The sequence below is a fragment of the Rudanella lutea DSM 19387 genome (genome assembly GCF_000383955.1).
Taxonomy (GTDB): domain Bacteria; phylum Bacteroidota; class Bacteroidia; order Cytophagales; family Spirosomataceae; genus Rudanella; species Rudanella lutea.
In genome coordinates this window covers 453,568-479,583 of the sequence record NZ_KB913013.1, presented here as the reverse complement: position 1 = coordinate 479,583, position 26,016 = coordinate 453,568, and the positions used below count along the sequence as shown (strand labels likewise).

At 54.7% G+C, this 26,016-nt stretch carries 18 protein-coding genes; 5 read left to right on the top strand and 13 right to left on the bottom strand.

What is annotated here, in order from left to right; translation table 11 throughout:
- The first annotated feature begins 6 nt into the window (after window positions 1-6).
- The 5 genes from RUDLU_RS0102150 (at window position 7) to RUDLU_RS0102130 (ending at window position 7,716) form a co-directional block, all read left to right on the top strand.
- Entirely contained in the window at window positions 7-2,523 is a 2,517-nt protein-coding gene (locus RUDLU_RS0102150) for a phosphocholine-specific phospholipase C (protein ID WP_019986700.1), read from the top strand.
- A 68-nt stretch (window positions 2,524-2,591) separates the two neighbouring features.
- Window positions 2,592-3,926, top strand: coding sequence for an ethanolamine permease (eat, locus tag RUDLU_RS0102145; protein ID WP_019986699.1), 1,335 nt, complete (start codon window positions 2,592-2,594; stop codon window positions 3,924-3,926).
- 6 nt (window positions 3,927-3,932) lie between these two features.
- A complete protein-coding gene (locus RUDLU_RS0102140; protein WP_044129760.1) occupies window positions 3,933-5,315 on the top strand; it encodes an ethanolamine ammonia-lyase subunit EutB in 1,383 nt (460 codons plus the stop codon).
- Complete coding sequence (gene eutC / locus RUDLU_RS0102135) at window positions 5,312-6,109, top strand: ethanolamine ammonia-lyase subunit EutC (RefSeq protein ID WP_019986697.1); 798 nt, start codon at window positions 5,312-5,314, stop codon at window positions 6,107-6,109. The genes RUDLU_RS0102140 and eutC overlap by 4 nt, the downstream gene beginning before the upstream one ends.
- An 80-nt stretch (window positions 6,110-6,189) precedes the next feature.
- The gene (locus RUDLU_RS0102130; protein ID WP_019986696.1) at window positions 6,190-7,716 is read left to right on the top strand and encodes a glycoside hydrolase family 32 protein; all 1,527 of its coding nucleotides are present in this window, start codon (window positions 6,190-6,192) and stop codon (window positions 7,714-7,716) included.
- Between the two features lie 98 nt (window positions 7,717-7,814).
- On the opposite strand, the gene RUDLU_RS0102125 is transcribed toward RUDLU_RS0102130, so the two are convergent.
- From RUDLU_RS0102125 to RUDLU_RS0102065, 13 genes are all read right to left on the bottom strand, one after another.
- Complete coding sequence (locus RUDLU_RS0102125) at window positions 7,815-8,129, bottom strand: hypothetical protein (RefSeq protein ID WP_019986695.1); 315 nt, start codon at window positions 8,127-8,129, stop codon at window positions 7,815-7,817.
- Window positions 8,130-8,303: 174 nt separating this feature from the next.
- Window positions 8,304-9,320 carry a hypothetical protein gene (locus tag RUDLU_RS0102120; protein ID WP_019986694.1) on the bottom strand — a complete coding sequence of 339 codons (1,017 nt, stop codon included), beginning with the start codon at window positions 9,318-9,320 and terminating at the stop codon, window positions 8,304-8,306.
- A gap of 155 nt (window positions 9,321-9,475) precedes the next feature.
- Entirely contained in the window at window positions 9,476-12,148 is a 2,673-nt protein-coding gene (locus tag RUDLU_RS0102115; protein ID WP_019986693.1) for a hypothetical protein, read from the bottom strand.
- A gap of 211 nt (window positions 12,149-12,359) precedes the next feature.
- On the bottom strand, window positions 12,360-13,751 hold the full coding sequence (locus RUDLU_RS0102110) for a protoporphyrinogen/coproporphyrinogen oxidase (RefSeq protein ID WP_019986692.1): 1,392 nt from the start codon (window positions 13,749-13,751) through the stop codon (window positions 12,360-12,362).
- A gap of 176 nt (window positions 13,752-13,927) precedes the next feature.
- Window positions 13,928-14,713 (bottom strand): glycosyltransferase family 2 protein, encoded by a 786-nt coding sequence (locus RUDLU_RS0102105; RefSeq protein WP_019986691.1) that lies wholly within the window; start codon window positions 14,711-14,713, stop codon window positions 13,928-13,930.
- Between the two features lie 200 nt (window positions 14,714-14,913).
- Complete coding sequence (locus tag RUDLU_RS0102100; protein ID WP_019986690.1) at window positions 14,914-16,017, bottom strand: acyltransferase family protein; 1,104 nt, start codon at window positions 16,015-16,017, stop codon at window positions 14,914-14,916.
- Window positions 16,014-17,723 carry a hypothetical protein gene (locus tag RUDLU_RS0102095; protein ID WP_157580070.1) on the bottom strand — a complete coding sequence of 570 codons (1,710 nt, stop codon included), beginning with the start codon at window positions 17,721-17,723 and terminating at the stop codon, window positions 16,014-16,016. The genes RUDLU_RS0102100 and RUDLU_RS0102095 overlap by 4 nt, the downstream gene beginning before the upstream one ends.
- Before the next feature lie 41 nt (window positions 17,724-17,764).
- Window positions 17,765-19,480, bottom strand: a complete 1,716-nt coding sequence (locus RUDLU_RS26805) for a hypothetical protein (protein ID WP_019986688.1) — start codon at window positions 19,478-19,480, stop codon at window positions 17,765-17,767.
- A 75-nt stretch (window positions 19,481-19,555) separates the two neighbouring features.
- Window positions 19,556-20,464 (bottom strand): transketolase family protein, encoded by a 909-nt coding sequence (locus tag RUDLU_RS0102085; protein ID WP_019986687.1) that lies wholly within the window; start codon window positions 20,462-20,464, stop codon window positions 19,556-19,558.
- A 4-nt stretch (window positions 20,465-20,468) separates the two neighbouring features.
- Window positions 20,469-20,876, bottom strand: a complete 408-nt coding sequence (locus RUDLU_RS0102080) for a hypothetical protein (protein WP_019986686.1) — start codon at window positions 20,874-20,876, stop codon at window positions 20,469-20,471.
- A gap of 259 nt (window positions 20,877-21,135) precedes the next feature.
- Window positions 21,136-23,121: an NAD-dependent epimerase/dehydratase family protein gene (locus RUDLU_RS0102075; RefSeq protein WP_019986685.1), complete on the bottom strand. Its 1,986-nt coding sequence runs from the start codon at window positions 23,119-23,121 to the stop codon at window positions 21,136-21,138.
- Between the two features lie 62 nt (window positions 23,122-23,183).
- On the bottom strand, window positions 23,184-23,999 hold the full coding sequence (locus RUDLU_RS0102070) for a transketolase (RefSeq protein ID WP_019986684.1): 816 nt from the start codon (window positions 23,997-23,999) through the stop codon (window positions 23,184-23,186).
- 152 nt (window positions 24,000-24,151) lie between these two features.
- A complete protein-coding gene (locus RUDLU_RS0102065) occupies window positions 24,152-25,978 on the bottom strand; it encodes a glycosyltransferase family 39 protein (RefSeq protein ID WP_019986683.1) in 1,827 nt (608 codons plus the stop codon).
- Window positions 25,979-26,016: the final 38 nt, after the last annotated feature.

Below are 26,016 nucleotides of genomic sequence, written 5' to 3'. Positions count from 1 at the left end.
TGCCGAATGGACTCACGTAGAGAATTTCTTAAAAAGGCGGCCCTGCTTTCAGCGGGCCTATCGGGGGCGCTGCCTGCCTCTATTCAGAAGGCGTTTGCTATTGACCCGCAACCGGGCACTACCTACCTCGACGCCGAACATGTGGTGATTCTGATGCAGGAAAACCGCTCCTTCGACCATGCGTTTGGTACCCTCCAGGGCGTTCGGGGCTTCAACGACCCCCGCGCTATTGACCTGCCCAACAAACGAAAAGTCTGGTTCCAGACCAACAAGGCCGGGCAGACCTACGCGCCGTTCCGGCTGAATATTAAAGATACAAAAGCCACCTGGATGAGCGCCCTGCCGCACTCCTGGGAAAACCAGGTAGATGCCCGCAATGGAGGACGCTACGACAAGTGGCTCGATTCCAAACGTTCGGGTAACCGAAACTACGCCGATATGCCCCTCACAATGGGGTATTATGACCGCGAAGACATTCCGTTTTACTACGCCCTGGCTGATGCCTTCACCATTTGCGACCAGAATTTCTGCTCGTCGCTGACCGGCACCACACCTAACCGGCTATACCTCTGGACAGGCACCCTGCGCGACCCCCGCGACCCCAACGCCCCGGCCAATGTCCGCAATGAAAACGTGACCTACGAGCGCGAAGCAGGCTGGACTACGTTCCCCGAGCGGCTCGAAGACAACGGTATTTCGTGGAAGATTTACCAGAATGAACTAAGCCTGCCCACGGGACTTTCCAACGACGAAGATGGTTGGTTAAGCAACTTTACCGATAACCCGATTGAGTGGTTTACGCAGTATAATGTGCGGTTCCACCCGGCTTATTATCCGTATATTCAAAAGCAGCAGAAAGAGCTTCCGGCAAAGATTAAAGAACTGGAAACGAAGCTGCAAACCCTCGCCGAGACCGATGCCGCTCATGGCCGCACCCGGCGCGAACTCGACAACGCCCGCCGGTTTTTGGGGTACATTGAGCAGGATCTGGTGAAATACGCCCCCGAAAAATTCAACAGCCTGTCGGCACGGGAGAAAAACCTGCACCAGAAAGCCTTTACCACGAATACCGGCGACCCAGATTACCGCACCCTTTCAACGATCAGCTATCAGGATGGGGACACCCAGCGCCGGATGACCGTGCCTAAAGGTGACGTGCTCCATCAGTTCCGGGCCGATGTCCAAAACCGGAAACTCCCGACCGTTTCGTGGGTGGTCGCGCCCGAAAACTTCTCTGATCACCCCGGCGCGCCCTGGTACGGGGCCTGGTACATTTCGGAGGTGATGGATATTCTGACCAAAGACCCGGAGGTTTGGAAGAAAACAATTTTTATTCTGGCTTACGACGAAAACGACGGCTATTTCGACCACGTGCCGCCGTTTGTACCGGCTCATCCCGACAAACCCGAAACGGGTCTGACTAGTCGGGGTATCGATACCTGGCAGGAGTTTGTAACGGCCGAGCAGGAATCAAAACGCCCCAACGGTGGGCGCACCGGCCCCATCGGGCTGGGTTTCCGGGTGCCGTTGCTGGTGGCGTCGCCCTGGAGCCGGGGCGGCTATGTATGCTCCGAGGTGTTCGATCACACGTCTGTTTTACAGTTGCTGGAGCGGTTTCTGAGCCACAAAACGGGTAAGCCGATTCGGGAGCCAAACATTAGCCCCTGGCGTCGGACCGTGTGCGGAGACCTGACATCGGTATTTCGGCCGTACAACGGCGAAAAAATTGCCATGCCCGCTTCAGTGCAGAAACAGACTTTTATTGAAGGTATTCATAAGGCCCAGTTCAAAGAAGTGCCGACCGGGTTCAAAGCGCTTTCAGAGGGTGACATTGACCGCCTGAATACAAATCCGACCGCAGCTGGCTTTGGGCAGGAACGCGGGGTGCGGCCGTCTTGTGCTCTGCCTTACGAGCTTGGGGCTGAGGCTACACTTCAAAACGGAAAGCTGACGCTGCGTTTGTCGGCGGGTCGTCAGGTCTTTGGGGCGAAGTCGCTCGGAGCCCCCTTTCATGTGTATCAGCTACTGGATAACGACGTGCTCGTCCGGTCGTACACGGTGGCCGCGGGCGATACCCTGACCGATACTTTCGACCGGGCTTATCCGGTACGGGTATATGGTCCCAACGGCTTTTATCGGGAGTTTAATCTGGCTGCCGAAGCCCCCGATGTGACAGTTGCCTGTGCGTACAAACGGGGTCTTCGCAACACACTCACGGGTGATCTGACGATGACCCTCACCAACGCCGATCCCGGCCGTGCCTACACGGTTCAGGTTATAGATAATGCATACGGGACTAAGCCCCAAACGATTACGCTGGCCAAAGCCGGTGGAAAAGGGGCTAAGCAAACGATCGAGGTCGATCTGAAAAACAGCTACAACTGGTACGATGTGAGCGTGCGCATAACCGGACACGACCGCTTTGAACAGCGGTTTGCCGGCCGGGTCGAAACGGGTAAAGCGGGTTTTACCGATCCACTCATTGGGGGCGAAGGCAAAGCCCTGACGGTTCGTAAAAGCTAAGCAGGTAGTTTTTGGTTGCTCCAAAACGCTAGAGCATAAACCAAAAACAAAAAACGACAAACCCAACCATGCAGACAGACGATGTTTCGTTAAAAAAAGCACTAAAGCCTATCCATCTGTGGGCCATTGGCGTCGGGCTGGTGATTTCGGGTGAGTATTTTGGCTGGAATTACGGATGGGGGGTAGCGGGTACCGTTGGCCTGCTGCTGGCTACACTGGTGATTACGGGGCTGTACTTCACGTTTATTTTCAGTTTTACCGAGCTTACTACGGCCATTCCGCACGCGGGTGGGCCGTTTGCCTACGCACTCAAGGCATTCGGGCCATTGGGTGCTTTAGTGGCCGGGTATGCTACCCTGATTGAGTTTCTGCTGGCTACCCCGGCCATTGCGCTCGCGTTGGGGAGTTACATTCATTTTCTGTATCCGGCCGTGCCTATTGTGCCGGCATCCATCGTATCGTTTGTCGTATTTACGGGCATCAATATGCTGGGTATTCAGGAGGCTGCCTGGTTTTCGCTCATCATGACGTTGCTGGCTATTGGCGAGTTGCTGGTGTTTATCGGGGTGGTAGCTCCTCATTTTCAACTGCAAACGTTTCTGAACAACCCCATGCCGTTTGGCTGGGGGGGCGTATTTGCCGCCTTACCGTTTGCCATTTGGCTGTTCGTGTGTCTGGAGGGGGTTGCTATGGTGGCCGAAGAGGTCAAAGATGGCAACAATGCCATTGCCAAAGGGTACATTTCGGCTTTGCTGACACTCACTATTCTGGCACTGGCGGTGATGATCGGCGTGGGTGGGATTGCTCCTTGGGATAAACTCGATAGCCTTGATTACCCTCTGCCGGAGTCGATGGCCCTGGTACTCGGCCGCGACAATCCGCTGACCAAGCTGTTTGCGAGTGTGGGCCTTTTCGGGCTCATTGCGTCGTTTCATGGCATCATCATCAGCTATTCGCGGCAGATGTTTGCCCTGGCCCGGAGTGGTTATTTGCCCGCCGGGCTGGCGCGGGTAAGCCGCACCCGAAAAGTGCCTTACGTGGCTCTGCTGGTGGGCGGTGCGCTCGGTGTGCTGGCGTTAACCCTGCTGGATACGAGCAAGTTGGTTATTCTGTCGACCATCGGAGCGGTGGTGGTGTATATCATCAGTATGCTCGCTCTCTTTAAACTGCGGGTGAGCCGACCCGATATGGCCCGGCCTTTTCGTGCTCCGTTTTACCCGTATTTCCCGGCTGTTGCGTTGGGGTTGGCCGTTGTGACACTGGTTGCTATGGTGTATTTTTATCCCTGGCTGAGTGGGCTTTTTGTGGGCGGATTGTTGATGGTCATGGGGCTGTTTATAGCGGCCGGGAAGCACCGCAACGCGCCTAATCCGCTGTCGGTCGAGGCCAATGGCACTGTCTGAATGGGTATGAACTATGCATGTACGATCCGGGGGTTTACCTACCGGTTCAACGACCTGAAAACACTGCTGGCAAAAGCCAGTCCGGCCCGGTCGGGCGATGGGCTGGCGGGGGTTGCCGCCGATAGTTACGAAGAACGGGTAGCGGCTCAACTCGCTCTTGCCGCTGTGCCGTTGCAGACGTTTCTGAACGAAGCGGTAGTACCCTACGAGTCCGATGAGGTGACTCGCCTGATTCTGGATACGCATGATCGGGAAGCGTTTGCGCCGGTAAGTCACCTCACCGTGGGAGACTTTCGCGACTGGTTGCTGGCCGATACGGCCGATACCCAAACCCTGCGCCAACTGGCACCGGGGCTCACACCTGAGATGGTGGCCGCCGTATCGAAGCTGATGCGGAATCAGGACTTGATTCGGGTGGCCCAGAAGATAGAAGTGGTCACCCGGTTTCGGAATACGATTGGTCAAAAAGGCCAACTCTCAACCCGGCTCCAACCCAACCACCCCGTCGACGACCCGCGCGGCATTGCGGCAAGTGTGCTCGACGGACTGCTCTACGGTAGTGGCGATGCCGTAATTGGCATTAACCCGGCTACCGATAGCCCGGCCGCAACGGCCAAACTGCTGTACCTGCTCGATGGACTCCGGGAGCGGTTTTCGATTCCAACCCAAAGCTGCGTACTAAGCCACATTACCACCACCATTCAACTGGTGGAGCAGGGCGTACCGGTCGATCTGGTGTTTCAGTCGATTGCCGGAACGGAGGGGGCCAACGCTAGTTTCGGGGTCAATCTTGCCTTGTTGCAGGAAGGGTACGAGGCCGGGCTTTCGCTCGGAAGGGGTACGGTGGGGCAAAATCTGATGTATTTTGAAACAGGGCAGGGGAGTGCTCTCTCGGCCAATGCCCACCACGGGCTCGATCAGCAGACGTGCGAGACGCGCGCTTATGCCGTAGCCCGCCATTTTAATCCCTTGTTAGTCAACTCGGTCGTAGGGTTCATTGGGCCTGAATACCTGTTTGATGGGAAACAAATCATCCGGGCAGGCCTCGAAGACCATTTTTGCGGTAAACTGCTGGGCTTGCCCATGGGCATGGATATTTGCTATACCAACCACGCCAATGCCGATCAGGATGATATGGACACCCTGCTTACGCTCTTAGGCGTAGCGGGTGTCAACTTTATCATGGGCGTACCCGGTGCCGACGACATTATGCTCAACTACCAGTCGACTTCATTTCACGATGCGCTGTATGTTCGCAAGGCGCTGGGACTGCGGCCAGCCCCTGAGTTTGAAGCGTGGTTGCAGCGGCAGGGAATCATGGATACGGACGGCAACCGCCTGTTTACGGGAAGTCAGCAACAACTATACGCAGGTTTGTTTAGCGAATGAACGAGCTCCAAAAACTACCCGTCGAGACGGATGAGTGGACGGCCCTGAAGGCATTTACCGATGCCCGGATTGCGCTGGGCAAAACAGGCGTTTCGGTGCCGGTGCGGGCGTCGCTGGCCTTCCGGCTGGCTCATGCCCACGCCAAAGATGCCGTGTATTCGGCTCTCGATTCCGACGCGCTGATCCAGACACTCACCCCGCTCGCTCTGCCGATTTACCCACTTCGGAGCCGCGCCGAACATCGGGATATGTACCTGCAACGCCCCGATTATGGTCGGCAATTGGATCCTCAATCGGCTGATTATCTGCGGAATAATGCGCCCCAGTCAGCTGATCTAGCAATTGTGGTTGCGGATGGTTTGTCGGCTACAGCGGTAAACACGTACGCGGGTATCGTAACGGCAGGCCTGGTGCGAACTGCCCGAGTTCAGGGGTTTAGCCTGGCTCCCCTAACGTTGGTAGAACAGGGTAGGGTAGCCATTGGTGATGAAATTGGCCATCTGCTCAACGCCCGAATGGTGGTGATGCTGATTGGCGAACGGCCCGGCCTGAGCTCCGCCGACAGTCTGGGGGCTTACCTGACCTATGGCCCTACGCCCGGCCTGACCGACGAGCGCCGGAACTGCATTTCCAATATCCGGCAGCAGGGGCTGCCCCCGGCGCAGGCGGTCGAAAAAATCATGGCTTTGGTGGGCGAAGCGTTCCGCTTGAAACTCACGGGGGTGGCCTTAAAAGACATGACCGACACCCCCGCAGCCTTACCCACCCGGCCTGATGCCGGCCAATTATCCTGAGGTTGGTGTCGGTGAAAGTCCCGGCTGGGCGATAACTTAGGGCATCGTTTTCGTTTTCCAAACAAAACCGACGCTAACCGATGCAAAAGCTATTGGCCTGTCTGGCTATTCTAACCTATCTGGGTGTGCCGGTGCAGGCACAGAACTCAACCCCGGCTGAGCCGCACCGTCCGCGCTTTCATTTTTCGCCTAAAACCCACTGGATGAACGACCCCAACGGGATGGTGTATCACAAGGGCGTTTACCACCTGTTTTTTCAGTATTACCCCGATGGAACCACCTGGGGACCCATGCATTGGGGGCACGCTACCAGCGCCGACATGCTACACTGGCGTGAAGAGGCCATTGCCCTTTATCCCGATAGCCTCGGCTACATTTTTTCGGGTAGTGCCGTAGTGGATGTAAACAACACGAGTGGTTTCGGCCGGAACGGGCAGGTGCCCCTCGTGGCTATTTTTACCCATCACAACCCGAAACTGGAGAAAGCCAAGTCCGAAACGTTTCAGTACCAGAGTCTGGCCTATAGCCTCGATGATGGCAAAACCTGGACGAAATATGCCGGAAACCCGGTGCTGCCCAACCCCGGTATTGTCGATTTTCGCGACCCTAAAGTGCGCTGGTACGAACCTGCTAAACAATGGATTATGACTCTGGCTACCAAAGACCGGGTTACGTTTTACACCTCGCCAAACCTGAAAAACTGGACAAAGGCAAGTGAGTTCGGACGCGATTTGGGCGCGCACGGGGGCGTTTGGGAATGCCCGGACTTGTTTCCGTTGCAACACAAGGGCAAAACCGTATGGGTACTGTTGGTGAGTATCAACCCCGGTGGGCCCAATGGAGGCTCGGCAACCCAATATTTCCTCGGCGACTTCGACGGTAAAACCTTTAAACCCTATAACAATGCAACCAAATGGATGGATTTCGGGCCTGATAACTATGCCGGCGTAACCTTTGCCAATACCGGCAACCGAACCATTCTGATGGGGTGGATGAGCAACTGGCAATATGCGCAACAGGTACCTACCGACCCCTGGCGTAGTGCCACTACCGTGCCCCGTGAACTGTCGATTCAGGAGGTGGGAAATGAGTTGTATCTGGCCTCGAAACCCGTTGCTGAACTAAACACGCTGGCGGCTAAACCGACTACCCTACAAACGGTATCTGTAAATGGGCAGTACGATCTTACCCCGACGGTGGGTAAACTAACGGGGCCATTGCGGCTCACGTTTACAGCATTGGCAACTGAAGATGTGTCAGTTGTTTTGACAAATGATGCGGGTAATGAGTTGGTGCTTGGCTACGACAAAACGGCCAACGCGTATTTCATCGACCGTAGCCGGTCGGGCAAAACGAACTTTGAAAAGGGCTTCGGCAAACGAAATACAGCCCCGCGACTGGCAACGGATAAAACGCTGACGATGACCCTTCTGGTTGATGTAGCATCGGTCGAGCTGTTTGCCGATAATGGACTAAGCGTGCTGACAAGTAATTTTTTTCCCGAAGCTGACATGAACCGGATTTTGCTTCGGTCGGCCTCGGGGGTAACCGTGAAAAGGCTGACGTACGCGAAATTGGCCTCCACGCTACCAGACAAAGGAAAGTAAGGTTTCAGGGGCGTAAGCTGAATGGAACAGATAAGCGGGTGTCATCCGGGAAAGTCGACGGATGCACCCGCTTCGTGTTTGTTAAGCCATGTCATCTATCAGGCGGCTTTGGCGGCTGCATTTCGTTTACGGGTCTCGGCAGCCTTCCGGGCCGAGGCCGAGCGTTGTTCGGGCGTACGGGAGGCCGAAGCAGCTCCGCCTTTCTGACCACCCGTTTTGGCCGGCCCTTTGTTTTCGGCTCGTCCCCGACCTGATCCACTTTTCTTGCCTCCGCCCGATGTTTTGTTCACTGTTGCCCATGCCCGACGTTCGGCTTCATCTTCGGGTAGGCCCTGCTTCTCGTAACTCTCTTCAATGTGTTCGGCCTGCCGTTTCTGCTTATCGGTATAGGCGCTTTTGTCTCCGCGTGGCATTGTTGTATGGGTTTGGTTGATAGTTAGAAGGCTCTTACGAACCATTCCGGTACAACCCCCGGCGGTGTGATAGGTTTTTACAGAAGAGGCATAGTGAGGCAACGAGCCTTAAGTTGAAGCGGCCCTGTGCGTCAGCAATCTTCCGTAACTCACGGTAAGCTAGCGGCAGAGGGGTTAGCGGCCCAGGCGTTCATTGACGGCTTTGAGCCAGAGCGAACGGCCATAGCAGTTCCAGTGCGAATCGCCCAGGGCATACACCTGTTTAGGTTGCCGGGCATAGACCCCGTACACGTCGACAACCGGAACCTGTAGGCGCGGGTGTTGTTGGACGCGCTCAATCAGGCGGTTGTAGGGGCCGCGTTCAGGTTCGAGAATACTCGCCTTGTTGGGAATAACAGACAGATAGACTGCATCGAAGCCTTGTTGCCGGAACCGGGCAGCTGTTGCGTTCACACTGTCGACGAGGGCGTCCAGTTCGGAATCGGGCAAGGAGACAAACGACGAATTCAGGCGCTTGGTGGTGTCGGTATCGAGGTCAACAAACAGGTGCTGCCGGTCGCGGGAGATACCTACCTTGGGGGTTGCCCGGTCGAACCAATTCAGATTCATAGCCGCTTTTAACTCTTTGAACCACAGGAAAAAATCCTGACTGAACAAAACCGTTTCGAGCCGTTCTTCAATTCCTTTTGACTGAATCAGCGCAAACAGCTGCCGGGTCCAGGGTTCGGGAGTAGGGGTGGGTCGTTGGGTCGTATCGGGTACGAGGGTTAGCTCGGCAACCGGTCGGGAGAAATGTTCCCGAAAATGGCGTTCTACCGTTTCGAGGAGCAGCACATTGTATTTCGAAGTATCGAGTTGCGCGGTACGGCGGGTGTCCCAATGCACATACTGATAATAACTCACCGGAAAATCAGCTTTGCCAATCCGCTGCGGCTCGGCGAAGCTATCGCCAATCAGATACAGATGGGTGCGGGCTGTATCGCTCGACAAAACGGGTGTCGACGCTTCCCGGCACTCAGTCTGAGGGTCTTTGAATTGAGCAAGGTTAGCCAATCGGTACAAATCGCCATACCGGTAGTCGTCGGCAACGAGGTTGGTTTGGTAATACCACTTCATCACCTCGCGCGAGCAGCCACCCGCCCACAGGGCGATAGCCAGAAAAAGAAAAGTATAGCGTACCAGGTATTTCATGCTGTAATCACTCAGTCAATGTGAAATGTAAAATGAATAGTGAAAAATGAACGATCAAGGGGCTGTAGTCAGCGGAGAAGTTCATGGTTCATTTTACAAGGTTTATTAACGTGTCAGGTCAAGTTGGTAGGCTGTCTATCAGGAGCAATGGCTTTTCAGCGCAGCCGAATCGAGAAAAGTTGCACCGCTTTCCGGATGCCACTCAGGACGTAAAGTTCGTTGGTTAATTCGTCAAACTGCAAGGCAACCGGAAAATCGCTCGGAATAGGACGGTCGCCAATCCGTTTGCCGTCGAGGGTGTAAAGCGTAGTAAAGCCTCCTGACTTAAGGCTAATTAGTTCAACCCCGCCCCCCAGTCGATGGTATCGGATGCTCGTTTGGTCGGGTTGGAGCCCGCGCACCGCAAACCGTTCGTTGCCCTGCTGATCCAGAATAGCCGCTTCGGTATCCGACGTACGCATGAGCAGCCACGTTTGCTGACTCACATCCGAAAACAGCCGAAACGAACCGGCCCGCACGGGTCGGTAAAGCCCATTCCGACTCGCAATGAGACCGTTAGCGTTCAACCGGAGCAATTCGCCCTGTTCGGTAATAGCCTGCATATAATCGGTGTTGGCCGGTTGCAGAGCCGGGCTCACAAACGAAAGGTCGAGCTTAGCCGGAAAGTGAGTGACGGGGGTACCATCGTCGCGCCACCGGTTCAAAATACCGTTGCTCTGCATGGCCAGCACTTCCATGCCCGTCGGGGTGTCGATCACCTGAAAGGGCAGCTGGATTGGTCCTTTGGTTTGGGCGGTCATCAGCCGCACAAACTGGCGTTTCTGCCGATCGAGCGCGTAGATATGCCCATCGGTGTGCGCGGCAAGGGCTACAAGCGAGCGTTGACGACTACCGCGTGGCTGGGCAAGCAGGGTCGGGTTCAGACCGGCGGGCAGCCGAATGGCCTGAAGCTTAACCGATTGGTTGCCCGGTTGGGCTATGTAGAGCCGACGGTCGGTCATGAAAAGGTACTGCAACCGGCCGTTATCCAGAAAGTCGGTCGCAATCACGTTGCTGCGAATGGGGCCGTCGGTGGTGTCCTGCACAATTTTGTCGCCCTCGGGCGTAACCAGTACAAACTGACTCGCCTGGTTCTGGGCGTAAAACTGAGCCGATCCGTCGGCGAGTGAGCCTACCACAACCGGAGCCGCAATAAGCGAGGCATTAAATTCTACTTTCCGGCGCAGCAAGACCTTGTTCAGAACGGCCCCACTTGCCCGGCGGGTGGTACGGCCCAAAATGAGCGTCGACAGGATTTTTTCGTTACCGTAACTGGCCTGATACGCCATGTTTTCGAGGTTATCAAACCCGGTAAACGGCCGGCCGAGTAGCTTTCGCCAGGGAGCGGGCCACCGTTCAGGAACACTCTCTGAACTGCGGTTGAGCCGCACAAAAGCCGTAAAGTTGGCCGGGCGCAGCGTTTGCGCCAGCAGGTTACTCTGCCGTTCGTCGGAAGCCCAAACCGTTTTTTGGGTGATCTGCTTCAGGTATTCCTGCATCACGTCTTCGCTGTTGGCTACAATCAGGGCCGAGCCGTGCTGCGTCACCCAGCTTTCCCGAAAACCGGCAAACAAACTCGTAAACAGCGTAGCGGGTAACTCGGTTACGTTGAGCAACAGGGTTTTATGCCCCAGAAACGTTTTGAGCGGGGCCGGTGTAGCGGCCCCAAGGCGGTAAGCGGCCTGTTGGTACGCCCGCGACAAAGCGGCCCCGTCGCGCCCCTGTACAACCAGCACCTGCCGGGTGCGGGCATCGGGCGACTCCAGCCGACACAGCAGCACATCGGACCCAATAGCGCTGTAGAAGCGCTCGGTTTCGGGGGCGATGCGTTCGAGCCGGTCTTGTAGCCGGTCATCGGAGTTTGACGACAGTAATGCCCGAATCGACTGGCCAAACGCGGCCCCGTCGCTCAGGCTGATGTGGTACACCGACGAGGTGTTTTGCGGAATCAGTTGTCCGGCCATAATCCGGCGTGGGGCCTGATTCTGAAACAGGGCGGCCACGTCGGCCCGTTGGCCAATCTGATCTGAGGCATAGCCAACAAGGTGCGTTCGGGAGTCAGTATTCCGAAACCGGAGCGTCAGGTGTTCGGGTAAAAATAGCCGAACTAGCGAGGTATTTCCTTCGCCAAACAGGCGTTGCAGGACTTCGGGCCGTACCGACAGTCCCGCCAATTGACCTTCCCCGGTGGTTAGCTCTTCGTTGTCAGTCAGTAAGTTAGGGCTATGCAGCCGACGGGCTACGTTTTCAATCAGTACCCCCGATCCGCTGCAAACCAGCGCGTCGTCGGTCTGTAAAAAATGGCCGTACGATTCGTTGCGGAGGCTAACCAGTTCGCTCACACGCTCGCCATTGAAAGGGCGGGTTAGCAGCCGAAACCGGTTCGGGTCAGGGCTGAGAATCTGGCTCACAACCGCCCGGTCGGCCTCGCCCCTCACCGGGATGTAGAAGATAAAATCGAGCGTCGATTTGCTGACGGGGTGCAGCGAACAACGCACGGGCCGGTTACGTAAAAACTGCCGCAGGCGCGAGGTATCGCCCGAGGCCAGCAGGTTACGACTCAGGTGCGCGACGGCCTGTTCGAAAAGCGGAATCTGATTGAGGGTCAGCGCCTGTCGCTGCATCTGCGCGGTGGTGGAGTCGAGCAGGTGGGTACTTTCGAGAACCAGCAGGGCATCGGACGGGACGAGGGCCGACAGCGGTCGGCTTGAGCGGAAGGCCTTGTAGCCAAACCACCCGCCCAACAGCAGGACTAACGCACCAATACCAAGCCAGATTCGTCGATTCATAAAAAGCGTTTAGCGTTGCACAGGTATAAAGGGGAAGAGTTGCACCTGCCAACGACGGACCCTTGGTTCCGACCTATTCAGCGGTACAACTCTTCACGTATTGGTTTTTGGCGGCCGGCGCTCCGGTTCATAGTTTATGGTTTCAGAACAACAATAAACCAAAACCGTAACACCGACCTCTATAAACTAAAAACCAAAAACTATAAACTCTTTATTTTCCCCACATGGCGTTGGCTGTATCGGGGAAGAACAACGTCAGTTCCGGTACATCAGCCACCATTCGGTTGGCCCACTCAACGCCCTGCATCAGCGAGTGGTCCTGGTTGCTCACTTCGTACTTCCAGGCACCAAACCGCCCCCGCGAATAAATTCCGAACGGCTCCAGCTTCGGCAGAACCGCTTTCAGAATACCGTCTCGTTCAACTGATGGGGTTGGGTAGCCGTAATCGAAAGCGACGTGGAAGGTCGATACCACTTCATCGTCGTCACTTATAAGCTGATCTTCTTTCAGTGCGCGCACCGTATCGTCGATAAGCGTTTGCCGATCAACGGGTTTGGCCGACGACTCACTTGTTTCGGTCATCAGCGACCAGTATTGACTGCTGTCGGGTACGTTGTTTGGACTGTAATTCGAGAACACCGTCACGCGGTAATAAGGGCTGTTTGCCTCCGGGAAATACATCCAGCACATGGTTTCGAGGCTTTGCTTGGGTTGCCCCTTGAGCCCAACCCCGACCACGTTAGTCGATGAATGTTTCAGCCCCTGCGCGGTTTGCACCGTTTCGGCATCGAGTCCCTGCACTTTTTTCGTGAAGATGTCGAGCGGCATGGTATTGAGCAGGTAGTCATACTCAACCGTCTCGCCATTGCTCAGGATAATCTTCTTTTCAGATCCGATCACCTGATCCACACTGGCGTTGAGCTTGATGTTTTCGCGCCCCACCAGATTCCCCACTGACTCCCAGATACCGCCCGTTCCGCCCTGCTTCGGGAACTGGAACGTGCTGTTGGGGCCCCAGGAGAAGTCTTCCTGGTTGAAAATAATGTTTTTGGTTACTCGCGCCAGGTCGGTAACGGCTACCCGCTCACCTACCCATACAGCGTTCATCTCCTCCGGCGGGAAAGCCCAGACCTTGAAGTTGTACGGGAACATAAACGTTTCGGCGAGCCCCGGCCCGAACGTTTGCAGAATCCACTCGCGGAAGTTTTTGGGCTTCTGCATGGTGGGGTTCTTGTACACCTGGATAATGCCTTCGAGGCATTTCCACATGGTCTCGGGAGTGAGGTACTTAATGTTGTTCTGGAACGGATACGGCACAAACCGATTTTCGATCCAAACCCACGACTCGCGCTGATGCCGCAGCCACCCGTCTTCGCCGAGGGCTTTGTTCATCAGGTCGTCGAAATATTTGTAGTGCGAAAACTGCACGTGACCGCCAACGTCCCACACAAACCCCTTGTCGTCGACAAAGCTTTTGGCCAGTCCGCCGATGCGGTCTTCTTTTTCTAAAACGATAAAATCTGTAACGCCGAGTTCTTTAAGCCGGTAAGCAGCACCTAAGCCCGTGGGGCCAGAGCCGATAATGACATATTTATGCTTCATGTACAGGGGTCGTTGAGCCACCGATCAACGATCGGCTGCTCAGTCTATTTGGTTAAATTGTTGAGTAATTCAGGTAAGAGGAATTTTGGCGAACAAGTACGCGTCAAAAGGCAACAAGTTGTAGCAGATCAGGCCCGAAACCAACAGGCTTTCCCCAGACTACAGCTCGTCAATAATTAGTTGTTCACGGTTCGCTGGGCACTACTCGCGGTGGCAGGTTCGCTACGGAGGGCTTTCACTTTGCTGCCCAATTCAAGCCGGAACTGAGCCAGCTCGGCAAAGCTTTGCATACAGACCTTTAGAAGCTTCCAGTTCATGATCGAGACGGTACCTGTTTCGCGCTCTTTGTGCGTAATGGGTATATCGAAGGTTTCGTTGCCGGCCTTTTTCGCCATTACCGCCAGGAAAATATTAGGAGCAAAGGGTGTTGGCGTAGGGAGCTGAGCCAGCAGCTTACGCAGGAAACTCCCCCGAATGAGACGGAACGGAATGTTGCTGTCCATTATATACGTTCCATAGATTAGGGCGATACTTCCCCGCAGCACACGCGTGATCCAGAGCCGGGCGGTGGCATCGTGCCGTACTTCGCGGTAGCCCAGAATGAAATCTGACTGATTGCGTTTGGCCCAGAGTTTTTCAAAATCGGCCGTCACAAACTGATCGTCGCTATCGGTTTGGAACACGTATTCCGAATCGAGCGCAACCGCCTGACGGTAACCATTTACCACCGCATTACCATGACCTCCGTTGGGCTGATGTACCACCATCAGCTTTGGATAGCGTTCTTTAATGCTGTCCAGAATAGCCCCCGTTTTGTCGCGGGAACCGTCGTTAATAACAATCAGACGTGTATTGTCAGTCGGGAACTGGCGGTCCAGTAAATCGCACCACTGCCGAACAACGAGTTCAATACACTCTTCTTCGTTGTAGGCAGGCATGACAATTGACAGCAGAAGACTCATAGAGAAATGATGAATAATGAATGATGAATGATGAATAAAATCTGGGTGAAATGATAGAGTATTAAGGGTTTATCATTCATCACGTATCATTCATCATTGACTTGATGACGCACAAATATAAGTAATTGTTGGGGTCTAAACCGTTCCCCAAATAGGACTTTATCGAGTGGGAATCCGCTAAATGGTGAAAGAACCGAGAATTAATAAGAAAATTTACCTTTCAGCGAGTTGATTGGTTTCTCGACCAGGTGCCACGACAAAGCCGCCAGAAGTACCGTCAGGGCATAAAAGTAAGCCAACTGGAAAAGGGGGGTACTGTTCAAAAAAGGTACCATCGATACGACCTTGTTCCACACCCGGAGCGTTGGAAACGTGGGTTGCGTGTGATAATAATTGAACACGATGTTGTGAAACAAATAGAGGCCGTAACTGATTTGACCCAAGTAGGTGGCCACACGGTTCTCCAGAATCGCCTTGAGGGGCTGCCCGAAGCCCAGCACCGCCCGACCGATGATAGCGGCACAGAAAACGGAGGTAATAAACCGGTCTGTAACGTCGGTAAACAGGTTACGATTGGGCTCAACGGTAAGCATCACGTACAGGTGAACTATGTACAGCACGAAGCTTCCGATCAAAAAAGCATTGCTCCGCACGAGTCGCTCGAAGGTTTCTTTCCGGTACACGATGAGCCAGGCCAGAATACCGCCCAACCCGAACGCATCAAGGCAGGTGGGCATCATCACAAACTGTGTCATCCAGGGGGCATTGGTCGCAAAAAGCAGGATCCGCAATACAACCGAAAGCCCGATCAGACTCCAGAGCATTCGGAGCAGATACCGCTCGGGCGTAAACAGAAGTAGGAACGGAAAAAATAAGTAATACTGCTCCTCTACCGCCAGCGACCAGAGGTGATCGATGGCCCCCAGCCAGCTTTGATGAATCACAATCCAGAAGTTGGTGGTGTAGGTAATGAGCCACCAAAACGAGAGCCGCACTCCCTGGAAATGTACCAAAGCCAGCACCAGTATGGTGAGATAATACACGGGCCAGATACGGAGGTTGCGCCGGATAAAAAAGACTTTGAGCGAGTGCCCGTGGCCCCGCCCGAGTTCGGTGTCGCGTTGCTGACTGTGAATCAGAATCCGGGTGATGAGGAAACCACTCAACACAAAAAACAGGTTTACGCCGAAGTAGCCAAGGGGGAATGGGTTTGCCTCGCCCAGCCAGTGGTCGAGCATGACGAGCGTAACGGCAATGAACCGGAGTCCGTCGAGCTGTACAAGGTGATTTCGGAGGTTGCTCACAGGGATGTAAACGTTACGGTTTGTGGAGTCATGGAAAGGTGCAGCTGCCCGGCCCGGTTGGTCAGCAGGCCGATCCGGTACGTGCCCGGTTTGAGGTGTTCCTGCAAAACCTGCGCCCGAATACCCTCGGGCCTGAAATACCCGTCGAACCCGACCAAAGCGGCCGGCGCAGGCCGGAGCGGGCGGGCCGCAAACAGATAGGTGTGTGTGCCGCTGCTCATGTACACGTAGGTGCCATCGGTGGGTTGCTTCAGCGTCGGGTTTACAGTGTTAGATTTTTCGATCCAATACATAAAAGTCTGACTGCTAAAGCGATCCAGTTTGGTGCTTGCTGGTGCGTTGAGCCATGATTGAACGGCTAACTGACGAGTTTGACCACCAAAAAACGTCTCTTCTGTCGGAATAAACAGGGTACTCAAGGCCCGCTGTTGCTTCTCGGGGGTATTAAGCAGGTAATTGAAATACTCGGCTGTGGTACGTCGATGCTGATTGACAATTCCCTCCAGGCATAAGTAATCAGAAAAGAGACTTTGGCCAATAGACAGGCTGGCAACCACGCCCAGAACCCAGGGCGAAAGGGTTTTCTGGACCTGACCCAGCCGGAACTGGGTGTACAGATACACTACTGCCAATGTTAGCGCCGAATATACTTTGTAGCGGCCCTGCAACAGGTAACCCGGCCCGGCAAAACCGACCCGTGAGTACACGGTAATGGCCGCTGTGACCAGCAGGAAAAGCAACGTAGCCAAAAAGAAATCGGGCAGGTTTACGCGGTTGTTCAACGCAATTTTGTCTGTCTGTACACCCCGGTCTTGGTACTGCTTCCAGACATCTGTCCAGGTCATATACCCACCCACTCCTACCAGGATAGCCCCTAAAATTAGGGTGAGGCCGAGCGGATTTTCATAGCCGTAGGCAGCCGCGCCGGAGTAGGGGTAGGGGTCGGCAAAAGCACCGAAAAAGACAAAAAATGCCTTCACCCAGTCGGTGAACGGATACCGGAACGGTGAGGGGAAGAACGTGATCCGGTTGTAGTGGTAAAAATACCCAGCGATGCTCAGGGCCGTAACGGCCAGCCAGCCGCCAACCCACACAAGCCGCACCCGATGGGTGAAAGCCTGCCAAATCAATACCGCCAACCCGGCCAACAAGACTAAGGACCCATTGCCACTGGTGTAGGTAGCCAGTACGGCCAGGGCCAACGCCAGCAGGCGAGACCATGCGCCCGGTCGGGCCAGCATATAAAAGCTACTTAGGGCAAACACCAGTACCCAGAAATTTTGGATAGATGCCATCGCCCAGAGTAGGTTCTCGTGCGATTGCAGGGTAAACAACCAGAATGGCACTGGCAGCAAATAAAACAGCGAAAGTCCCGTTTGCCGAAACACCCGAATGAGCAAACCCAACAGGGCTACCAGACCACTCACACCCACCAGCGTCAGCCCGTAGTAATTGAGCACGCCGTTGAGTTTATACCAGCCCGCAAACACCAGCCGGGTCCAGACAATCCGGTGTTCCCAGTGCTGATCGAACAGGTGCAGGAGTTTGAGCCGACCGGAGGGCTGTGATTTTAGCAAGAGTAATTGCTCCTGCACCAGATAATCGTCCCAGTAAGGCAGGTTGAGGGCGTACGTGAGCACCGTAGCCAGGACAATACAGACGGGCACCGCGAGCAGAAGCCCGGTCGCCAGATTACGAGCGTTCAAACCGGCTGAGCCCGGTGCAGCGTTTCGGCGTGTCGGTTGCGTTACCAATTCTTTTTGAGGTCGGTTGATGAACGGGGTTGAACAACGAGTGTCCGGCCGGTCGGGTGAACCGCGCAGGCCCCCGAAACGGGGTCAACTGCCAGCACTGAAAGCCGGTACTGATCGGCTACGGGCTCGGCGGCCGGAAACACCACCAGTAAGTCGTGGTTGGGGAAGATTCCCCGTTTCAGAGCTGTTTTGGGGTTGTCGGCCGGGTTGGGTAGTGCACCATACAGGTATGTCCGCTTGTCGGATTGCAATAAGAGCGTCAGGCCCCCATCCGGTCTCCAGAGTGACGGTTGCGGCAGGGTCGCTAAACTCGATGCAGCACTCTTCACCACAAATTGCCCACCGGCTTCGTAGAGGGTATCAATTTGTACCGCCGGAGCCTTAGCCGGACCGTACAGGGCGGGCAGGCAGCGGTCGTAATAGGCCGGTGCATTGTCGACCCAGCGGGCTGTGGTGGGGTCAATGCCCGATACTGGGCGGTTGCTCAGGTACGTCCAGTTAAACTGATTGGTTAGCAGCCAGCGTCGCCACCAGAGCACCTCATCGGCATACACCACGTACGAAAGTCCGGCAATGGCGACGCTTCCCGCCAGGCCCACTGCACCTGCCAGACTTCGCCAGCGCGGGGCCAGTTGGGAAATAGCATACACGTAGGCAACCGCAAGCAGCAGCAGCGAATAAATCTTGTAGCGGCTGGTAATGAGTACATCCAGGCCGAACCCTACCCGCGACCATGCGACGATCAGCCCTGTGCCGAGCAAGAAAGCGGTACAGCCCACAAAGAAAAGACTACCCGCAGCCGGGCGTTGGCTCGTTTTCGATAGGGCGTAGGGTAGGAGGTTCCGAACGAAAACCCATAAGGCAGCCCCCAACACACCCGCCGTGAGTATGCCTCCCAGCATCAGGCAGATTCCGAATGGGTTGCCAAGGGGGAAAACCTCCCCGGCCGCCCCATTGAAGGCCAGCCAGCCTTTGAAAAAGTCAAGCACGCTGCCCCGCGCGGGCGGATTACCTTCGGGATTTTCGTAGCCCAAAAAGTAAAGACCAATGACGATGAGGGCGCTTAGCCCCCAGCCTGTAAGCGCGCGGTACTGCCGTTGCAAAACCAGTATAACGGCTCCGATAGGCCAGATTAACAGGCCGTTACCACTTGTGAGGGTTGCCAGAATACCCAGCCCTATAGCCGCCGGTAGGTGCCAGCCCACGGTGAGGCAGTACAGACTACCGATTACCCATAGTACGACCGAAAAGTTCTGAAGGGCGGCCATGCCCCAAAAGGCATTTTCCCACGACGACAGGTTGAACAGCAGAAACGCTATCGGAGACAGGTAGAGCAATCCCGACGTTTGCCCCCGGCCGGTTGCGCGTACTGTACGGTGTAAGACTGCACCGAGCACGACCAGTAAGCCGAGCAAACTGGCATTGCCGAGTAGCATCAAATGCCGGTAGTTCAGCTTGCCAAACAGGGTATAGTCGAGCCAGGTTACCATCCGGTCGAGCACAATCCGGTGTTCGTTGTGCTGCCGGAATAACTGGTATATCTTGCCCGAAACGGTGGTCTCCTGCTCGCTATACAGCAAATAGGCTTTCAGGGCGTGATCGTCCCATTTGGGTACATTCACGGCCAGATGCCCCCAGCACAGCCAGAATATGGCTACGGGAACCAGTGTCAGCAGTAAAGAAAACCAGATTCGAATCGAGCCTTGCAAATCGATAAGTAGGGCTAAATGCCTCGGGAATATATGTTTGGAGAGAGACCAAACAACAAACAAAAAAGATAAACCCTAAACCAGCTCAGCCAGACACCGGGCAATGTTTTCGGGGTCGAGGCCCGAAAGTTGCTGATGGTATTTCTGGTCGCCATAAAGGCCGTTCGGATAGCCTTGCGCCGACAGGCTCATAAACCGGCCCGGCATAACGCCCTGTGTGAGCATGGCCACCGAAAGTTGCCCCGCCAGTCCACCCACCGATACGTGTTCTTCGACCACCAGCATCGGTTTGCCCGACCAGGTAGCCGCCAGTTCGAGCGGTAGTTCGAGGGGGAGATTCGTGGCCGTAAACAGGTCGAAACGCCCTGATAGGCCGGGTTGTTGAAGGGCCGTAAGGGCGTTGGCAGCTACCGGCCCCAAGGCCACGATTGTCCCGGCAGAGCTGCCCTCGGCCCGTACAATCTGCTTGAACGTGCCCTGTTGGGTAGCCCCGTCGGGGGTTTTAGGGCCGGCACCGAGCCGTAGGTATGCAGGACGGGCTTCGGCCACTATCTGCTCCAGCATCGGATCCACCTCATCGGCAAAGGCCGGAATGTAGGTATTCACATTTTGCAGGCCGCTCAGACAGGCGAGGTCCTCAATGGCGTGGTGGGTGCTGCCCATGATTCCGTAGCCGTACCCACCGCCATTGCCCACCAGAAAAACGGGCATTTTGTGCAGGCAGGCATCATTTCGAAACTGTTCGAGACAGCGGTACACCGCAAATGGCGCAATGCTGTAGCAGAATACTTTGTATCCTTTGTAGGCCATGCCCGCGGCCATACCCACCATGTTTTGCTCGGCTACACCTGCGTTGATAAACCGGGGGCCCATCAGGTCGCGGAGGTTTTCGAGGGCATTATACCCCAGGTCGCCGGTAATAAATACAAGGCTTTCGTCGGTTTGTACGAGCCGCTCTACACCGGCTGAAAATTCTTTTCGCATACTGTTATTTAAAACGAATGGTGTCTTTCTGGACCAGAACCTGAATACTGGCCGTCTGAAATCGCCCATTGGTAAAATAGCCAAATCGCTGGCGAAAGCGTTTGCCGGTGCTCCCGGTTGCTATAAATTCCATATCGCCATCGCTCGATCGGAGGTTTTTCTCCGAAAAGACCCCTGTTTGCACCGTCAGGGGAAGAATTTCACCAAATCGCACGGAGTCCGTTCGGGTTGGTTGATACACCGCCCCGACCTTAACCGACTGAACTGTGTATACCCGAACGTCGGTTAGTGGGCTGCCGGTCTGATTTTCAATACGCACTTCCATCGTATCTCGCTCCGATTCGGCCAGAAAGTTTTCCAGCCGATTACAGCCTGTGAGCAGGAGAAGCAAGGCGAAAAAAGTCTTCTTCATTTGTGCGTTCAGTTAACGGGCACCCACCCACTTTAGTTGAATAAGGGCGTCTTAGTTGCTCTGATTTCAAGATAAAAATGACTCTCTTCAGACAGTTTTGCGGGAATGTGAACGTCGCAGATAAACCGCATCAGGCCGCATTCAGTAATTGACCCGACATTACCAGTTTTGCGTAGCTTAAACTGGTGTAGGACAAGTTTATTTTTTTGACCGCCCGGCGAATTACCGTTATGCGTTCCAAATAGTTCATACCCCAAATTTACTTGCTGTTCCGTTGCTCTACTAACGTATTGATTTCGGCCGCTGTTTTATACACTTTACTGCCCTGCCGGACCAACGTGCGGATGAACTTGGGCCGCTTCTTCGACTCTTCGAAAATCTTACTGATGTACTCGCCCAGAAACGAAATACCCAACAGGTTAATGCCCCCGAAGAACATCACCAGAATAATCACCGTCGACAGCCCGGCGGGGGTGTCGGGGAAGAAGAAGAATTTAGCCAGAATCTGCCACAGAATGCCCAGAATTGATAAGCCTGTTAAGGCAAAACCGGCGTAGACCATCAGTTCGAGGGGAACAAAACTGAACGAAAAAATAGCTTTTCGGGCCCAGGCAATGTTTTTGCGCCAGTTGTTGGTCGAAACACCAAACATCCGCTCCGGGCGCACGTAATCAACCCCCGTTTGCCGGAAGCCCACCCAGGCCCGCAGACCCCGCAGAAACTGCTCGGTTTCGGGCAGAGCGACGAGTTCGCGCACCACTTTCCGGTCGATGAGCGAGAAATCGCCCGCATCGGCCGGAATGTTGATGTACGACATGTTTTTGAAAATCCGGTAGAACCCTTTGTAGAACACCTCAAGCCAAGCCGGCATTTCGCGCTGAACGCGCACGCCGTACGTGACATCGTAACCCTCCTGCCACTTTTCGTAAAACTTCGGAATAATTTCGGGCGGGTCCTGCAAGTCGCCATCCATCAGGACCACGGCATCGCCCGTGGCAATTTCCATCCCGCTCAAAAAGGCTGACTGCGACCCAAAATTTCGCGAATGTTTGATGGCGATAACGTTGGGGTCCTTGGCGCAAATCTGCTCCAGCACCTCATCGGTGTTGTCGGGTGAGTTGTCGTTGACGAAAATGATTTCGTAGCGCACCTTCATTTCGTTGAAGGTCTTCACCAGCCGCTCGTACATGTACGGAATAGCCTGTGCGTCTTTGTAACAGGCAATAATAGGCGTAATGACCGGATTGAGTGTGGGCGTCTGGAAAGCCGGAATCACCCGCTCGGCGTATTGGTTGGCCGTCTGCCACTCAGCCGTTTTGCGCAGGCCGGTAGTGAGGTCGGTGGTGGCTCTCCAACCCAAATCGGTCTGAATAGCCGTGGGGTCGCCGTACCAGTCGGAGAGGTCCCAGCCCCGGTTGGGCATACTCCCCCAAACGGGTTCGGTCTGAATACCAAACGTTTGACGGGTTACGGCCGCCAGATCGCGCATGGTGGTTTTCTGCCCCGTAGCCACGTTGTACGACCGCCCGCTGATGCCACTGCCTTTCACTCTCAGAGCCGCCTGTACAAAGGCCGACACACAATCGTCGATGTACACAAAGTCGCGGCTGATGTCGGGCGATACCAGCGGGGGGTATTTACCCTGTTGGGCTTCTTCAACCAGCCTCGGAATCAGCCGGTCGGGCTCTTCCCAACCGCCATAGATTGAGTACAGCCTGAGGTTCAGGGTGTTGAGACTATGAACGCGGGCGTAAAATTCGAGTACGTAAGCTGCCGAAACCTTCGACACCGCATAGTGGCTGTTGGGCTCTACGCGGTCGGTTTCTTTGGGTGCGGTGCAGTTAAAGCCGTATTCCGAGCTGCTTCCGGCATGAATGTACACCATGTCGGGCGTACAGTTGTCCAGAATATTGACCGTACCCAGTACGTTGGTTTCGTAGGTCAGGCCAATATTTTTCTGCTTGCTGTAAGCCCCGTAAGCCGCCAGGTTGAAAATCGTTTTGGGCTTGTAGGTCTCAAACACCGACTTAATCGAGTTGTCGGAGACAATGTCGCAGTGAACAATGTTCTCCGCCGGAACATTGAGCAATTTAAGCCGCCAGGCTTTGGTGGCATCGTGGGTGAGGGCGTAGACGTCTTTCCGAACGGCAAAAAGTTGTTCAAACAGATTGGCGCCGATGAAGCCACTGGCCCCAAACACGAAAATCGGGCCGTTAAGCTGGCGTATAGAATCGGTAATGGTCATTTTTAGGTAGGAGTGAGAAGCAAGAAGTGAGGAGAGAGGAGAAAAGCTGACGCCAGCCCTTCTCACTCCTCACTTCTCGCTCCTAAATACGTTGAAGACACATCGCCCACGGCCTCTTCGTACTGCGCGGGGGTCATGGGGAGGTAGTGCCATTCGAGCCGGTTTTCCATGTACGACACCCCTTTGCCTTTAACGGTATGGGCAATAATGGCCTTCGGGCGTCCGTTCGGAACGGCCGTGAGCGCGTCGATGGCGGCCCCGATGGCCTCCACGTCGTGTCCGTCAACCTCAACCGTTTCAAAGCCAATGGCCTCCCAGGTCGCGGCCGAAGCGGTATCGCCCAGCACGTCGCCCGTATTGCCAAAGCCCTGAAGCCCGTTCTTGTCGATCAGCATGATCAGGTTGTCGAGTTGATACTGAATGGCGAAGTGAGCAGCCTCCCAGGTGGTGCCTTCGTTGGTTTCGCCGTCCGACATGAGTACAAACACCCGGCTATTGTCGTTCAGGAGTTTGCCCGCGTGGGCTATTCCGGTGCCAATGGGCAGGCCGTGCCCCAGCGAACCCGTTGCAAACGGAATGCCCTTGTGCTGATTGGGAGCCGGGTGCGCGGGCAGGGTGGTGCCGTTTTTATAATAGGTAGCCAGCGTCTCGTCCGAAATCTCGCCGAGATGATGCAGACAGGCGTAGAGGGCAGCCGCAGCATGACCTTTCGACAGTAGAAACGTGTCCTGCTCGCGTTTGCGCTGCACCAGGGTGGCAATCATCAGGTCGATGCAACTGAGGGAGCACCCAATATGCCCGGCATTGGCTGCATGGTACAGACTCAGCACTTTGAGTCGCAGTTCGCCGGATAGAGCGGCCGTGTTAGTGAGTGTCATAGTTGAGGATAGGAACACGGATTGAACTAATCAAACAGGTTAAAACGGATTTTTTAGTCATGTTCAGAATGTAGAAAAACGAGTGTAAATCCGTTTAATCCGTTTAATCCGTTTAATCTGTTTAATCTGTTTAATCCGTGTTTCCAACAAAATCAATATCGAACGTCTTTGAGGTCAAAAATAGTAACTTTTCGGGAACGCCCGTCCGGACCGTCTTTTCCTTTCACCAGCACGATCTTATCCCGCTCATTGGGGTCAACGCGCTGAATATACGTAGCATCTTCGGGCAGGTACACGTTGACTAACTGCGCATCGAGCAAGGCGACGGGCGAGTAGGTCTTATCGATTTTCTCCGAGTAAATCACCCGCTTCATGTTGGGGTACAGGATGGTGTCGCCCGGTGTGTACTGCGCTTTTAACTCCTGAGCGGCAAACCAGTACGGGTTTTTGATGCGCGGCTTTTCGAAGTAGGTGTATTTGGGTTCTACTCCTCCGTAAATCTGAATCAAGACCTGACTCACAAAGTACAGCTGTACCACCAATACGGCTGCAACCGGAGCCGTAAACCACCACCGAAGCGAAGCCAGCTGCCGCAGCGCCATCGCAATAAGCAAACAGACATACGGAAACGAGAAGCCCGAGTACCGTTGCGTAATCCCAAAGGTGTGGTTGTTACGCCATGACATGAACAGGAGAAAAAAGGTAGGCACAAACGCGAGCAGCACCAGCAGCAGTACATACCGTTTTTCGCGGGTGTTCGTATGTTCCAGAATATACTGGCTCATGAGCCAGAGCATAACCGGAGCAATCGACAGTACCAAAAACCGCAAAGGCACCACTGAATAGACCAGCGTACCCGCCAGCAGGATTGACGGTAGCGCTGCTTTTACCCAAATGGGCGGCTGTGCATCACGCTCGTAGCGGTGCATCACAAACGCCATCAGGCCACCCAATGTGAGCGCTAACCCGGCATTTTTGAGGCCGGTGAGCGCCGAGCCGAGTCCATTGGTGAACAAAAACAGGTCGGCAAAAATCGGAATAGCCCGTTTGGTGATGTTCGGGATGGTGCCGGGCAAAATAAGCCCAAACGGTGTACCGGTGGGGTTGGTAAGGGCGATATTCCGGTAAAATTCGGCCTGATACGCCATCGTCTGAAAGGTGTAAGCCCCGCCCCCGAAAATAAACCAGAGCGAAACCAGCCCCAGCCCCACGGCCCCCGTGATAGCCAGCGCGACCCAGGTGCGTACATTACGCAGAAAGAAAATGGCGTAAATTCCGTGACATAAAAACACTGTCACGGCCAGATAATGCGACAGCACCGAGAGGGCAAACACCGCGCCGTAGGCCAGATAGAGGGAGAAGGCGGAAGGGAGAAGGGAGGGGTGGTCCTTTTCTCCTTTCTCCTTTCTCCTTTCCGCCCTTCTCCCTTCCGCCTTCTCCAGGATCAGCAGAAATATATGCGTACTGAGCAGCGTCAGAAAGAATGTCATCGAGTAGTTGCGGGCCATTTGGGCGTATGCCACAAAAAACGGCTCAATGGCCGCGATGCCCGCTGCGAGCAGCGCCAGTGTATTGGACCGGAAATGCCGCCGGACAAACCAGAACAGCATGGCCACCATGAGGGTGCTAAACAGCACTGACGGCATCCGCATGGAAAGATCGCTCAGGCCAAAAATCTCCATCCAGACCCACAACACGGCATAGTACGACGGACTGTTGCCAATGTCGCCCCGGATGTTGGCTTCAATAAAATCCGCGACTGTTTTGGGTTTCCAGAACTCGGCGGGGGTGAAATATTTCTTGGTAAAGACGTCTTTTTGATTGGCCCCTTCCAAACAAACGCCCTGGCTAATCAGCAATGTTGACTTCTCATCGAAGTAAATACCGTAGCGGCCGACATTATGAACTCGTAGGACAAAAGCAAGGAACAGAATACCTGCCAGCCAAATAAACGTGTTACGATTGGATAAATCGGACATAGTGGGCAAAAGTACGCCCATTTTTAGAATCGTTCCTA